Origin of the sequence: Fibrobacter sp. UWB13, assembly GCF_900177805.1 — a bacterium.
GTDB lineage: Bacteria > Fibrobacterota > Fibrobacteria > Fibrobacterales > Fibrobacteraceae > Fibrobacter.
The window spans coordinates 35,362-49,097 of sequence record NZ_FXAX01000002.1; the positions used below are offsets into that span (position 1 = coordinate 35,362).

General features: G+C 49.9%; 10 protein-coding genes. 5 read left to right on the top strand and 5 right to left on the bottom strand.

Annotated elements, in window-relative coordinates:
- Position 1 precedes the first annotated feature (1 nt).
- From recJ to B9Y77_RS09990, 4 genes are read right to left on the bottom strand one after another with little or no spacing between them, the layout of a single operon-like run.
- On the bottom strand, positions 2 to 1,714 hold the full coding sequence (gene recJ / locus B9Y77_RS09975) for a single-stranded-DNA-specific exonuclease RecJ (protein WP_085491515.1): 1,713 nt from the start codon (positions 1,712 to 1,714) through the stop codon (positions 2 to 4).
- Positions 1,714 to 2,853: a DNA polymerase III subunit gene (locus B9Y77_RS09980; protein ID WP_254899996.1), complete on the bottom strand. Its 1,140-nt coding sequence runs from the start codon at positions 2,851 to 2,853 to the stop codon at positions 1,714 to 1,716. Before B9Y77_RS09980 ends, recJ begins: the two co-directional genes overlap by 1 nt.
- Positions 2,835 to 4,148, bottom strand: a complete 1,314-nt coding sequence (locus B9Y77_RS09985; protein WP_085491517.1) for a murein hydrolase activator EnvC family protein — start codon at positions 4,146 to 4,148, stop codon at positions 2,835 to 2,837. The genes B9Y77_RS09980 and B9Y77_RS09985 overlap by 19 nt, the downstream gene beginning before the upstream one ends.
- On the bottom strand, positions 4,148 to 5,035 hold the full coding sequence (locus B9Y77_RS09990) for a cell division protein FtsX (protein WP_085491518.1): 888 nt from the start codon (positions 5,033 to 5,035) through the stop codon (positions 4,148 to 4,150). Before B9Y77_RS09990 ends, B9Y77_RS09985 begins: the two co-directional genes overlap by 1 nt.
- A 45-nt stretch (positions 5,036 to 5,080) precedes the next feature.
- Here B9Y77_RS09990 and B9Y77_RS09995 point away from each other — a divergent pair, with 45 nt between their 5' ends.
- The 5 genes from B9Y77_RS09995 to B9Y77_RS10015 all read left to right on the top strand — a co-directional run bounded on the left by B9Y77_RS09995 (position 5,081) and on the right by B9Y77_RS10015 (position 12,822).
- Entirely contained in the window at positions 5,081 to 6,061 is a 981-nt protein-coding gene (locus B9Y77_RS09995) for a CdaR family protein (protein WP_085491519.1), read from the top strand.
- Entirely contained in the window at positions 6,058 to 7,065 is a 1,008-nt protein-coding gene (tsaD, locus tag B9Y77_RS10000; protein ID WP_085491520.1) for a tRNA (adenosine(37)-N6)-threonylcarbamoyltransferase complex transferase subunit TsaD, read from the top strand. Before B9Y77_RS09995 ends, tsaD begins: the two co-directional genes overlap by 4 nt.
- Before the next feature lie 136 nt (positions 7,066 to 7,201).
- Positions 7,202 to 11,245 carry an InlB B-repeat-containing protein gene (locus B9Y77_RS10005; protein ID WP_085491521.1) on the top strand — a complete coding sequence of 1,348 codons (4,044 nt, stop codon included), beginning with the start codon at positions 7,202 to 7,204 and terminating at the stop codon, positions 11,243 to 11,245.
- 89 nt (positions 11,246 to 11,334) lie between these two features.
- On the top strand, positions 11,335 to 11,760 hold the full coding sequence (locus tag B9Y77_RS10010; protein WP_085491522.1) for a hypothetical protein: 426 nt from the start codon (positions 11,335 to 11,337) through the stop codon (positions 11,758 to 11,760).
- Positions 11,761 to 11,922: 162 nt separating this feature from the next.
- Positions 11,923 to 12,822, top strand: a complete 900-nt coding sequence (locus B9Y77_RS10015; protein ID WP_085491523.1) for a biotin--[acetyl-CoA-carboxylase] ligase — start codon at positions 11,923 to 11,925, stop codon at positions 12,820 to 12,822.
- Positions 12,823 to 12,828: 6 nt separating this feature from the next.
- On the opposite strand, the gene B9Y77_RS10020 is transcribed toward B9Y77_RS10015, so the two are convergent.
- The gene (locus tag B9Y77_RS10020; RefSeq protein WP_085491524.1) at positions 12,829 to 13,485 is read right to left on the bottom strand and encodes a hypothetical protein; all 657 of its coding nucleotides are present in this window, start codon (positions 13,483 to 13,485) and stop codon (positions 12,829 to 12,831) included.
- Positions 13,486 to 13,736: the final 251 nt, after the last annotated feature.

A 13,736-nucleotide genomic window follows, 5' to 3' on the forward strand; every position in this document is an offset into this window, starting at 1 on the left:
ACTACTCGATAGACTTGATGCAGAGCTGCACCGTCTTGGTGTTGTTATAGTAATTCCAAATCGGTTCGAACACAACCGTCACCGGGCGGGAGCGTCCGAGCAAAGCCTTGCTCTTGCGGAGTCCAAATGCGATAGCCGGGAAAACGGCACTCCCCGCCTGCGAGATTTCCATCTGCAGGTGTCCACCGCGAAGTTCACGCACGCGATGCACGGTCACGTTTTCGGCACGGAAGGCGGGGTACGGGAAGTTTCCGCCAAATGGTTCGAGCAAGTCGATGAATTCGAGAATCGAGCGTTCACGAATCGGATAACGCCCTGTCGGTACGCGCGTTTCTACGGTCAGTTCGCGGAGCGCAATCTTGATATCGTACGGGTACGATTCATCAGTGTTGATGACCTCGCCGGTATAGCCCTGGTCTTTTGCAGACTGCAACAGGCGCCCGCGGAGTTCTTCAATCTTGCCCGCTTCGAGCGAGAAGCCCGCCGCATTTGCGTGACCGCCCCAACGGTCAAAAAGTTCACGGCTATCAAAAAGCGCCTTGTGCCAGTTGAATCCAGGAACTGCACGGGCGCTCGCATGTGCCATGCCGTTGATAATCGACAGCACAGCCGAAGGTCTGTGGAATTCCTGGGCAAGCTTTGCCGCGACAATGCCAATCACGCCCACATGCCAGTTTTCGCCGGCAACTACAATCACGGTCGGGATGGTGTCGCCGTAAAGTGCCTTTACTTGTTCCATCGCCATTTCGGTGATTTCGGCTTCTTTCTGCTTGCGACGGGTATTCCAATCTTTCAGCTCTTCCAAAAGCTTGCCTGCCTCACCTTTGTTTTCGCACAAAAGAAGTTTCAACGCCGGGTCCGGGCGTTCCATGCGGCCAGGTGCATTGAGGAGCGGTGCAAGCTTGTACATCACGTCGATGCCACCCACACAGCTATGGGGCTTCATGAGGGAGGTGTACATTTCTTGCACACCAGGCCAGCGGCTGTTCTTGAGACTTTCGAGCCCGGTACGCGTAAAATAGCGGTTTTCAGGCGTCATCTGCACCAAGTCCGCAAGCGTCCCGAGGGCGACCAAGTCCAGATATTCCACCGGAGCCTTTATGCCGAGTCGGCTGAACAAGGCACAAATAAACTTGTACGAAACACCGACACCGCAAAGTTCCGGGTTCGGGTAATTGTCGCCTTCTTGGTGCGGGTCCAAAAGCACATCGCTCACCGGGAGCCCATCGCCCGACGGCTGATGATGGTCCATGACCATGACTGCCATGCCGAGTTCCTTGGCATGCGCAATTTCCACATTCGCGGTAATGCCCGTATCTACGGTAATCAAGTTGCGCGCCCCCGCCTCGTACATTTCGTCGACAGCAGAAACCGAGAGTCCGTAGCCATCGCCAAAGCGGTTCGGGAGTCGCCATTCAGAATCAATGCCTACAGTCTTAAGGCAGCGGGTCAAAAGCGTCACGGACGTCATGCCGTCCAGATCGTAGTCGCCAAAAATGAACACACGCTCGCCACGTTCGCGAACCGCAAGTATCCATTCCACAGCCTTGTCCATCCCCATCATGAGGAAGGGGTCATGCACGTCGCTCTCGTTAGAGCACAGCATGTGGTACGCATCAGAAACAGTCTTGATGCCGCGCGAGACCAAGAACCTCGCGACCGCATGCGGAATCTTTAGCGTAGAGGACAAAGTTGAGGCGACAAGATCTTCCATTACTTGTAGCCTTCAAAAAGTTTTAGCGAGAGGTTCTGGAGGCAGGTCACTGCCGCCATTCGCCTGGAGGCGATTCTCGACATAGTTTCTTGCACACTCACGAGAGCTGCTTCAAGGGCAGACGCCCCCACTTGCGGGTAGCGTTTGAGATTCACGCTGCCCGTTGCTTCCGGGATGCGGAGCGGAGCGCCCGATTGTTGACGCAACAAGTCCGTAATCAAGAACGAGAGCACTTCCAAGAATCGGTTCACGATGGCCGGGTCTTCAAGTCCAGAATCTTCGAGCTTAAAGAAAAGGTCCGTGTAATCCTGTGAAAGCGACTTCTCGATAAAATCGACCGCGAGAGGGCACCAGTTCTTGGCGTGTTCAGCGTAGTAAAGCGCCATGCCAGGGGAACCCACGGCAAGCCCGATCACATCGTCGGTCAGTGTCGATTCGTCAAATTCTTCACCGCCCACGCGAATGGCCTCCTGACGGACTTCCTCATCCGTGAGAGGCGGCAGGTGGAGCGCAAGGCAGCGCGAACGGATCGTCTGCAAGAGCTTTTCGCGAGACGAAGTCGTCAAAATGAAGTACGTGTTCGGCGGGACTTCTTCAAGAGTCTTGAGGAAAGCGTTTGCCGCAGAATCGTTCATGCGGTCGGCCTCGGCTATAATCACCACGCGCACGCGGTCGCCCTTCATCGCAAAGGAGGCGGTCATCGTACGGATGAGTTCCACCGAAATCACGGCGCCCGCACTGAAAATATCCACGCGGTACGGGTTCTTTGCGATTTCTTCGATGTACGCCTGTTTAAAATCCTGGATGGTCTTTGCAGAGCTCCCGGCAGAAACGTCGGCCGCATTGCGCGCGCTTGCCTCTTTCGCTTCCATCGGCACGACCCAGTTATCGGTCACGCCGGTATCAGCCGCCATTTTGCAGCCAAAGCAATTACCGCACGGGCGAACGCTCGGGTTTGTACACTGGAGCGCCTGGGCAATTTCCATCGCAAGCGCTTTTTTGCCAATGCCCACAGGACCGTCGATAAGAATCGACTGCGGGAAGCGGTTCTCACGCAACGCCGCCATAAGACGAATGCGGATTCGTTCCTGGGATGCGGGGCCATTTAAGCGATATTCTATCATCTCTGTTTCAACCATTGCAACGGGTCCACGGTCTGTGTCCCTTCGCTGACTTGGAAATACAATTTAATACCATTTAACGAAGCGATATCGCCCACTTCTCCAATTTCTTCGCATTTCTTGACACTTTTGCCCTCTTGGACGTGGATTGCCTTCATGTGACCGTACACCGTGTACGTTCCATCTTCGTGTTCAATGATAACAGAGGGGCCGCGGCCGTCAATTTCGGCGACCATCGCTACAGTTCCGGCAGCTGCGGCACGGATGCGTCCACCACGCTTTCCGCGAATTTCCACCCCGAGGTTACGCGTCATGATGTGGAGCACCGGGTGTTCTTGCAGACCGTATTCGCTGATAATCGGACCGTCGAGCGGCATGCACTTGGGGCCTTTGAAATGCGATACCGGAGTCTGCTTTTGGGCGATCTCTGCCTCACGTTTCTTTTCCGCCTCACGCTTCTTGTCGGCAGCTTGGCGTTTTTTCTCGGCTTCGCGTTCCTTCTTCTTGAGGGCGGCGAGGCGGGCTGCCTCGGCGCGCTTCGCTTCTTCGATTTCTCGCTTGCGGCGCTGCTCAAGTTTCTTGAGGAGCGCAAGCATGGTCTTCTGGTTGCGTTCGAATTCCTTGAGCGCCATGCGCTGCACAGCCTTGTCGTGCTTGAGGGAATTCAGCATTCGAGCCTGACCGTTCATCTGCGCGACAAGACCGCGTTCTTCGACCGCCTTGCGGGAACGAAGTCTCGAAAGTTCTGCCAAATGCTTTTCTTGCGTCTGCTGTTTCTGCGTGCGTTCGGCAATGAGCTGGCGGAGCGTTTCCACGTCTTCGCGGTCGCGGGTTAGCAAATGATGCACCCAGTAAACTTCGCGTTCCGGGTTCCCGTTCTTTGTCAAAAGTTCAAAAAGGATTTCGGCATCGTTACTGCGACCGTGTACATACAAATTACGGATACGCTTTCTCATGGCGCGTTTGCGGGCCTTGATTTTAGCATCGAGAGAATCAATATCCATTACCAATTGCTTGACCGCCCCCTGCAACATATCCTCATTGCGGGTCAGTTCCGAAAGGTAAGACCTGGTACGGTTCAAGTTCTGGTCCAAAAGCGAAATCGTATTCAAGACGCCCTTTTCTTCGGTTTCAAGGACGGCAAGTTCTTCACGCTTTTTCGCAAGATCGACCTCCAGCTTTTTGAGGGCGTTCTTCTGTTCATCGATCTGCGCATCGGTCTTTTTCGGGGCTGCATAAGACGAAACTGCAGAACCCGCCACCACGGCAAAGATGAAAACCAAAAGCGGAATGAACCGGCAAACAAGTCGCATTATTCCTGCTCACCCTTCTTTTCGAACAAGAAACTGCGCACCGTGCGGAAACTAAAGTAGCCCGCAAGCATCGTTTCCAAGAGCACCGTAAATAGCGCCACGATTCCAAAGTAGGCAACGCCACTTGCCACAATCGGGAACATCTGCACGAGCGAACGGATGACAAGCCCAAGCAACAAAATAGCAACGCCACTCCCTAAAAACCCTTGCATTGCCCCTTCGAGCACAAACGGGAATTCAATAAACAGATAACTGCCACCCGCGTACTTCATGTTCTCGACCAGGAGCTTGCGGGACATAAGCGAAAGTCTTACCGAATTGCAAATGATAAGCGAGAGCGTAATGAGCAAAAGAATACTGATGCAGATCGGCCAGAAAATCATCTTGAACTTCCACGATGCAATTCGCGAAGCCCATTTTATCGGAGCCTGCACCTCTTCAAAATAAGCTTCTTCGGCAATCGTGTTGCGCACTTCGAAAAGGTCTGCCGGGTTGCGCGCCTCTTCGCTCAAGGACACACGGAAAAACGCGGGGATCGGATTCCCTTCGACAAGTTCCAGCATGTCCGACGAGAAATGGTTGCTAAAATCCACAAGCGCAGAATCCGCACTCACAAACGAGACGGATTCCACATGGCGCGTATGCTCAAGCCGCGTCTGGATTACCGCAATGGAATCTTCGGGAACGTTCTCGTTCAAGAATGCTTCAATCACGTACAGCGATTTTTCGACCGAGAGGAGCTTAAACGAGACGCCGAGCGCCGTAAAAGAAGCCGCAAGCAAAAGCGAGCACAGGAAAATCGTCAACAGAGACGGGAGAATCACCGTGCGGTGTTGCTTCCATCCTCTAAAAGATTCCGATATTAAGTAACCTAATTGTCCGAACACGCCTCGAATATAATTAAATTTATAGAGGTTCTTTAAGGGGCTTTTATGGGAAACATCATATTAAAGATTACCGCCTTGGTATGCGCGATGGCCCTCTGGTTCTATGTCATCTCGCTGAAGGACTTCCAACTGACGATGGAAGTTCCGCTTACGTTCGTGAAGTTGCCCGAAGCGCTCGCGATTGCATCGAAGCCGCCTAGCACAGTTTCGGTGACCGTCGAAGGCAAGCCCCTGGACCTTATCCGCCTGCAGTCGCAAAAGCAGGCCGCGATGGTTGTCGACATGCACCTCGCTGAACTCGGTTCCAGGCGCATCCACCTCGATTCCAAGAACTTTGTCGCCCCGAACTTTGCTACCGTCCACTACGTGGAACCGGACAACCAGTACCTCTTTATCGATGTCGCCGTCGATACGCGTATTGAGCGCAGCATCCCCATCAAGAGCAATACGAATTTTAACGCCGCTCCGGGCTATGTGATTGTGCAGCAGCCCAAGCTTTTGCAAGAAGACTTGAAGGTTTCTGGTGCCCGTAACGCCCTCACGCGAATCATCGATATCCCGACAGATTCCATCTTTATCGACAGCATCAAATCGAGCCAGACGTTCTCCGTAAAGCTCCAGACCGAACAGTTACCGCCGTTCGTGACGCCCAGCGATACCGTCGCCAAAATTTTTGTCGATGTCCAGAAAATCAAGTCCAAGGAATTCAAGAACATCCCCATCCAGCTGATTGGTTTCTATGACCGTGCCTTGAATACGCTCTCGCCGCAGCAGGCGACCGTCGAAATTACCGGCGGTGAAAAAGTCATTGAAGCCGTGAACAGCAACGACATTGAACTTTTTATTGAATACAACCGCTTCGCTATTGAAGATGCGGACAGCCTCGCTCCCACAGTCAAGTTGAACTTGCCGCCCGATATCGACCGCAGCATGTCCATCAAGGCAATCCTTGTCAAACCGGACAAGATCAAGCTCATCAAGACAAAGACCGAGGACGATAATAAAGACGAGGAATACGGAATATGATTTGGCTTGGAATTGAATCCAGCTGCGATGAAACCGCCTGCGCCGTTTTGCAGGACGAACCTTTAAAAGTTCTTTCGAACCCGCTCTATAGCCAAATTGACGAACACGCCCTCTATGGTGGTGTTGTTCCCGAAATTGCAGCCCGTGCGCACTTGCAAAAGATTGCGCCCATCGCCGAAGCTGCCGTCAAGGAAGCAGGCATCGAACTCAAGGACATCGACGCGATTGCGTACACCACAGGCCCGGGCCTCATGGGACCGCTCCTCGTCGGTGCAAGCTTTGCCAAAGGTCTCGCCCGCGATTTGAACATCCCAGCTTACGGCATGAACCATCTCGAAGGCCACCTCGCCGCCGCATGGCTCTCGAACCCGGACATTGAACCGCCGTTCTTGACGCTTACCGTCTCGGGCGGGCACACGGAACTAGTGATGGAAGAACCGGGATTCAAGTACACAAGCATCGGTCGCACCCGCGATGATGCCGCCGGCGAAGCATTCGACAAATGCGGAAAGCTTATCGGTCTCAAGTACCCCGCAGGCGCAACCATTAGCCGCCTCGGCAAAGACCACAACCGCAAATTTGTGGAATTCCCGCGTGCGCTCCACACGCACGACAGCTGCGAATTCTCGTTCAGCGGCTTAAAGACCGCCGTGCTCCGTTACACCGAAACACACGACCCGGAATTTATCCAGCAGAACCTCGGTGACATTTGCGCCTCGCTCGAAGACGCGATTGTCGATAGCCTTGTCACAAAGACCATCAACGCGCTCAAGAAGACAAAGATGAAGACGCTCGTGATGGGCGGTGGCGTGAGTGCAAACAGCTGGTTGCGCACCCGCTTGCAGGATTACTGCGACAAGAAGGGTATCCGCTTCTGCGTGCCGGACCGTAGTCTGAGTACAGACAACGGAGCGATGATTGCCGCAGCCGCCATCCGCCGCAAGTTGCAGGGCAAGCTCGAGTCCATCGATGTCGTGAAACCGTGGATGCCGCTCGCTCTTTAGACGAGAGACGAATGAATTTCACCGTGTATCATGATGCTACAACGGGGTTTGCTGACATTCTAGAACGACACAGAAGGATTCCCGTCACGTACTAGTTTATTTGACTATGTAGGTCGATTTTTGTTATTTTACTTACATGAATCGTATCTACTTGTCTGTATTGCTTTTAGCGGCAGCATCCGCTTTTGCCGAAAAAACTGTAACCCCCGTCGCCCCCAAACTGGTGGATAACTGCTACCAGATTGGCACTGTAGCCGAACTTTTCGGTTTTGCAGAAATCGTGAACGACGAAAATAATGCAGCTCACGACAATTGCGCCTGCGGAAGACTCACCGCCGATATTCTGGTAAATACCCAAAACCCGGAAAACTCTGATGGTTCAGAGATCATTTCGTGGACGCCCATCATGAACTATTGCGGGACCTTCGACGGCAACGGCAAAAGCATAACGGGGCTTAGTTTCATCGACTGGTATGGTGGCAACATCGGCTTTTTCGGAAGCACCATCAAAAAATTCGTCTCCCTCGAAGAAGAATACCACGCCACCATCAAGGACCTTAATCTGATCGACGCCTATTTCAGTGGCGACACCTGCGTCGGAACACTCATCGGACATGGCGAAGAAACCGACATCATCAACGTCCACACAGACGGTTCCGCCCACGGAAGATACGCCATCGGCGGTTTTGCAGGATACCTCAGAACCGGAACCATTACGCATTCCTTCAACGAAGCGGGCGGCGATGCCAAAGCCGCAGGCGGTGCTTTCATCGGCGTTGTCGAAGGGAACATCAGCATTACAAATTCCTACAATAAAGGGCACCTTACACCAGACAACGATGGCTGCTGCTCATCATCTACTCCCAAGTCCCCCATTCGCCTAGTCGGGTACAATTACGGGACGGTCACTGTTGAAAATTCCTACCACATGCCCCAAAAAACATGGGACAATGATAGGGCATCACTCGATGGTGTTACCGTCATCCACAGTTTTTACGATGGTTCCTATATCGGTAAGTACGGCACCCACGTCACCACACATGAATTCAACGACGGCACAGTGGCGAAGCTTTTACGCGAATACAAATCCGACAGTACCGGCACCGACGGCTCCGTATGGGGACAAGAAATCGGAAAAGACGAATCACCCGTATTTACAGACAAGTTCAACTTTTATTCCATTATCCCGCAAACTCCAAAGATGGTCGAAGGTTGCTACCAGATCGGCACTGTTGAAGAGCTCTTCGGTTTTGCAAACATCGTCAACACTTCGCTGTACAACATCACGCCGTTCTGCGCCCAGCTGACAAAAGACATTACCCTCAACAAGGACGTTGCCGCCAAAAAGAAAGGCGACATCCAATGGATTCCGATTCGAGATTTCGACGGCACGTTCGACGGTCAGGGCCACACGATTTCGGGCATTTACATTAACGATACGACACTCACAAATGCAGGCTTATTCGCATCTGTTTTTAACCGAGACCCGCTCTCCCCCACAATCATCAAGGACGTTAACATCGCTGATACATACATTCGTGGTGGTCTGAACACAGGAACCCTGGTGGGCGAAATCGACACCCTCAGCAAAGATGTTGTCATCGAAAATTGCGGAGTCAATGCCGTAACGGGGAACTCTTATATATACGAAGCGAAACAGTATAGAGGTGGCATTGTCGGGCTCTTGCATGGTGGAACGCTTACGATTAAGCAAACTTCTAGCGAAATCAACTTGTTTGGATATGGCAACGGAGGAGGACTTGTCGGTAACGTCATGGGTTCGCTGAACATTGTCAATTCCTACAGCATCCTCACCGACGCCGACTATTTCCAAGCTCAAGGACTTGTGGGTTACGCGCCACAGCCATACTATTCAGGCAGCACTCCTGTTACAGCACAAATTAACATAGAAAATTCCTATGGGCTTACAAAATCCGCAACAACTCCGGATTTGATATATGTTCACCTCAGTAGAGTTCCAGTTCCCGTTACATACAAAAACGTTTTCCACATTGACTACTCCGGGACTTCTCAAGACAGCATTGGACTTTTCAGTGCCACAGAAGAACAGTTCAAAAACGGCGCGGTCGCAAGCGCATTGCACATGTACAAAAGCGAAACCGCCGACGGCTCCGTGTGGGGTCAAAATGTGGGCACAGACGAATATCCAAAGCTCACCGGAAATATCACAGGCGCTACTTCTGTCAAGAGTTCTTCGTTGAAGTTGGTAACATACGATACAGACACAACCACATATCGCGACAAATATGTCGAAGGATTAGAAAGCTTACTTCCGATTCCCGAACGCAAGGACTATGTTTTTAAGGGTTGGTTCAGCAACAAGGACTATTCAGGAAGTCCAGTGAAATTCATTCCAAACGATGCAACAGGCGACTTGACTTATTACGCCCAATGGTGGCACAACCCGAGCATTGTCAACAACTGCTACGAAATCGGCGACATTGGCGAGCTGTATCAATTTGCCGACATGTACAACAGCGAAGCGAAGCACACGAGCACATGTGTCAAGCTTACGGCAAACATCATCGACAACAAGAATGTTCTCGTCAACGGAAAAATCAACGAAGCAGATTCTGCAAAATTCAAAAAATGGACTCCAATCAAGAATTTCATTGGTACGTTTGATGGTCAAGGTCACACCATTTCAGGTCTTTTCGTTTCCAATTCCGCAGATGGAGTCGGGCTCTTTGGCTCAATCGGCTTAAAAAGAGAAGTCGGTGAAAAAGCACCCGTGACCAAAACAGTCATTCAAAACATCAACATCAAAGACTCTTATTTCTACGGAAACAAGTATGTCGGGAGTCTCATTGGACGAGCCGAATCAGCTTCTATTTTGTCGGTGATAAATATTTCTAGCGAAAGCAACATCAATGCAAATTCCAATCACGCTGGAGGAATCATCGGTTATTATGGCAACGATGAAGGTCCGGACGAAGGCATCGAACTGAACATAGTCAACGTCCACCATGATGGCGAAACTTTTGGTCTCAATTGCGTCGGAGGCATTGCAGGTTCTATCTTATATGCAAAATCAACTATAATCAACGCGTCTAATACTGGAGCCACTTTAGGGTATGGCGGAATTGGCGGATTAGTCGGGCAAATAATTAGCTACGACACATCTAAATCCACAATGATGTACTCTTACAACGAAGGCTTCGTCAGTTCCATCAATGCTGCAGTAGGCGGTTTAGTTGCATTCCAGAAATATTTCCTAGATCTTTACAACTCTTACAATGTTGGCAACGTCCAAGCAGGTACGTTTAAATCTGGCGGGATTATTGGACAAACGGACGGTATTCTTTCCATCGTTAATACGTATAACAAAGGCATTGTCAGCGCCGAAAAGGATTCATTAGTAGACGCACTCGTCGCCGAAACGGGCGAAAATTCCGAAGTCTCATTGAACAATACATTCTATGTGAATACAGCAAAAACAACTCAAAGCGGAACCGCAGCAAGTGCTACCGAGTTTACAGATTTGTCGCTGGCCAAGAAGCTCCATGATTACAACAAGAATGGAATTAATGGTGACGTATGGGGGCAAGAAACAGGTGATGCTTACCCGCACTTCAAGAAGAATGTTGTCGAAGAATTTGCAGCCGCTTACATCAAGACGCTCAACCTCGAAATTGCAATTAGCTCTTCAAGCAGCGTGAATTCGAGCAGCTCTACCGCGCAATCGTCATCCAGTTCCGCAAAATCGTCTTCAAGCAGCGTGAATTCAAGTTCTAGCGTAACGGTCTCCAGCTCTAGCGAAGAATCCAGTAGTTCCGCGAAGTCGTCGTCCTCCTCTGCGAAATCCAGCAGTTCTTCAAAGATTGCTTCGAGTTCTTCGAGCAGCGCGAAATCGAGCAGCTCCGCGAAGTCATCTTCGAGCAATGCAAAGTCTAGTTCCAGCGTAACTGTTTCCAGCTCAAGCAAGGGAACAGGACTTGAAAAAGTAAGGTCAATTGCAAAATTGCACATTGCCGTTGAACCAAACTTCATTTCGATTCACGGAGCACAGATTGGAGCCAACGTAACTTTATTGGATATGCAAGGACGAGTTCTGTACCGCCATCATGCGGTGAGTTCGGACTTTAACATTGCCAAACCGGCCCCAGGATCGTATATAATACACATCATGAACAAAAAGCAAATCGTCACGATACGGTAATAGCGACAAACGCGCTATTTGCCGTATTTTCGGCCATGCTTTTTATACCAACATTGTCTTTTTAACATTTTTCATTGTATATTGTAAATATGACTTTGTCGTTCAAGCATAAGGTAATGTTATTCTTTTGTGCAACAGCGTTCTGCTGGGCACAGGATTTGAACAAACCTGTAAATGACGTTGATGTGTTCCGCCCCGAAAAGCGCGAAACTACAGTCCAGATGGTGGACTCGTCACAAAGCAATTCCATAAAGTTGAACGTTGACATTTTTGCGGACGGATTTGTCGGATCGTACTACATCCTTTGGGACAACGTAGACCTCTCCGAAGATATCAAGAAGCTCATGACGACCCGCGACTTTGCGCGCGATGAATTCTTTATGCAGAACATCGACCGCGAACAGTTCGAACAGGAACGCATGTTGCAGCTCTTTGAAGACCGCAAGCAGGAATTCTTCAAGATATTCCCCGACGAAGCCCTCAAGGAACTCCAGGAACGTAAAGCCGACGAGTAAGTTTCGCGAAAGACGAGAATCGCCGCCCATGTCATGCCCGCCTCCGAGCTCTTTGATCACTTAGTGCTTTAGCACTTACGTGAGCATGATCCGCGTATGGGGAGGGCATCTCCTTTTACTAGATTTTCGAACAACTAATGACTATTGACTAACGGCTAGCAAATGTTTTCACAGGAACGCAATTTTACAGACTGGCAGCTCACAGGCTTTGGCGATGCCCCCGCCTTCCTTTTCGAGACGATAGGCAGCACCCACAAGCTCATGAAATCCATGGCAGCCTCCGGTGAAATTGCCCCCGGCACGCTTTTTGTGGCAGACTCGCAGAGCGATGGGCATGGTCGCCACGAACGCACTTGGGACTCCCCCGCCGGCAAAAACCTTTACTTTAACATTTTAATCCCGCTCGACAACATCCCCGCCAGCAACTTTGCACAAATCACGCAAGTTGCAGCCCTCACATTTGCAGAGACATTCAACAATATTCAAGAAGGCGATGCAATTGCAAGCCGGGATTGCGCGGGCGCACCAAAAATCACGGTCAAGTGGCCCAACGACATTCTCTACGGCAAAAGCAAGTTCTGCGGGATTCTCGCGGAGGTTGTTTATACAAGATGGCGATCCCCGAACAAGTCGGGGATGACAAGTGAGAATGCGCCGCGCCCCGCCCTCTCGATGGGAGTCGGCATCAACGTCAACAGCGCCCCCGCCGATTACGCCCACCTGAACCGCGCTGTAACCACGCTTAAAACCATCTTCGGGCATGCCATCAACCGCGAAAAGCTTTTGCAAGCACTTATCGGGAATCTCGAACGCGCCATCGGGCAGTTCAAAGCCTTCGGTATTCGCCCGTGGGTCGAAGCCTGGAAACGCATGGACCAGTTCATCGGCGCCCGTGGCACCATCATCGTGAACAACAACTGCACCGATCAAAACCGCGATACCGGCGAAGGCTCCGTCAAAAAAACAGGTCGCATCATCAACATGAACGATGACGGCAGCCTGCTCTTCGAATGCGATGACGGCACTGTAGAAACCGTCATCTCCGCTGATCTGGAAATTTAAAATAAATTATTTCCAATATATAGCAGCAGAAATGTCCAAATCGTCTGTTTCTAATGAACTTTGATTATGCCAAGAACATCTATAACGGTAATAGTCATTACATCCTTCATTTACCGAAAATGTGTATTTATCATCTTGCAATTCATTTCCATATACAGTTTCTCTTTGGCAGGAATATAAATCCATGCGACAATCCTTCATTACGTTTACATCGACGGAATCGCCCCGTACAGTAAATGAATGGATTATCCCAGATAGGTCAATGTCATATTTCTTTTCGACATTCTTAATATCGAAAAGAGAAAAACGAACATGTTCGTCAGAATCTGGGATTAAGTTGATATCTGCATTTACGCTAGGCTTGTTAAAATCACGACCTTTCTGAACAATAATAGTTTTCTCGTTATTAATGAATTTGTATTCATAATTACCACAAGCATTAATATCTTTAGATGATCCAGCAGGCCCAAAATGAAATATAATACTACAATTTGAATTGTATAAACACCTTATTTCTAAGTTGTTATACATTGTTGTAGCGTGCTCCTTTAACACATAAGTACAATCTTTCACATCCTCACCGTTCCCTCCCGTAGAAAATCCTTCACAAGAGAGCAAGTTAAACAGAAAAGGAATCGACAATAGTATCCAATTTTTTTTCATGTTTTACCTCAACAAAAGTATAGGAAGTGCAGCAAGCGCAAAATTTCTCCTTGTTGAAAAAACTCATTCATAAAATAAATAAAATATCCCCATCCATCTTCTTTTTGCATAATTTTCTCAACCATTTCGCATGCAATATGATTTTCAAACCATATTCCCCCTCAACATCCTCAACACTTCTTTTACTCTGAAAATTGTAACCATAGTCTTACAATTAAAATATTTGTATATTGCGTTCAAATTAAGGAGGC

Bases quoted from the DNA above. Each gene is read 5' to 3' on its own strand.
- B9Y77_RS09980 (WP_254899996.1), bottom strand. From the start codon at position 2,853: ATGGTTGAAACAGAGATGATAGAATATCGCTTAAATGGCCCCGCATCC.
- tsaD (WP_085491520.1), top strand. From the start codon at position 6,058: ATGATTTGGCTTGGAATTGAATCCAGCTGCGATGAAACCGCCTGCGCC.
- B9Y77_RS10010 (WP_085491522.1), top strand. From the start codon at position 11,335: ATGACTTTGTCGTTCAAGCATAAGGTAATGTTATTCTTTTGTGCAACA.
- recJ (WP_085491515.1), bottom strand. From the start codon at position 1,714: ATGGAAGATCTTGTCGCCTCAACTTTGTCCTCTACGCTAAAGATTCCG.
- B9Y77_RS10015 (WP_085491523.1), top strand. From the start codon at position 11,923: ATGTTTTCACAGGAACGCAATTTTACAGACTGGCAGCTCACAGGCTTT.
- B9Y77_RS09995 (WP_085491519.1), top strand. From the start codon at position 5,081: ATGGGAAACATCATATTAAAGATTACCGCCTTGGTATGCGCGATGGCC.
- B9Y77_RS10020 (WP_085491524.1), bottom strand. From the start codon at position 13,485: ATGAAAAAAAATTGGATACTATTGTCGATTCCTTTTCTGTTTAACTTG.
- B9Y77_RS10005 (WP_085491521.1), top strand. From the start codon at position 7,202: ATGAATCGTATCTACTTGTCTGTATTGCTTTTAGCGGCAGCATCCGCT.
- B9Y77_RS09985 (WP_085491517.1), bottom strand. From the start codon at position 4,148: ATGCGACTTGTTTGCCGGTTCATTCCGCTTTTGGTTTTCATCTTTGCC.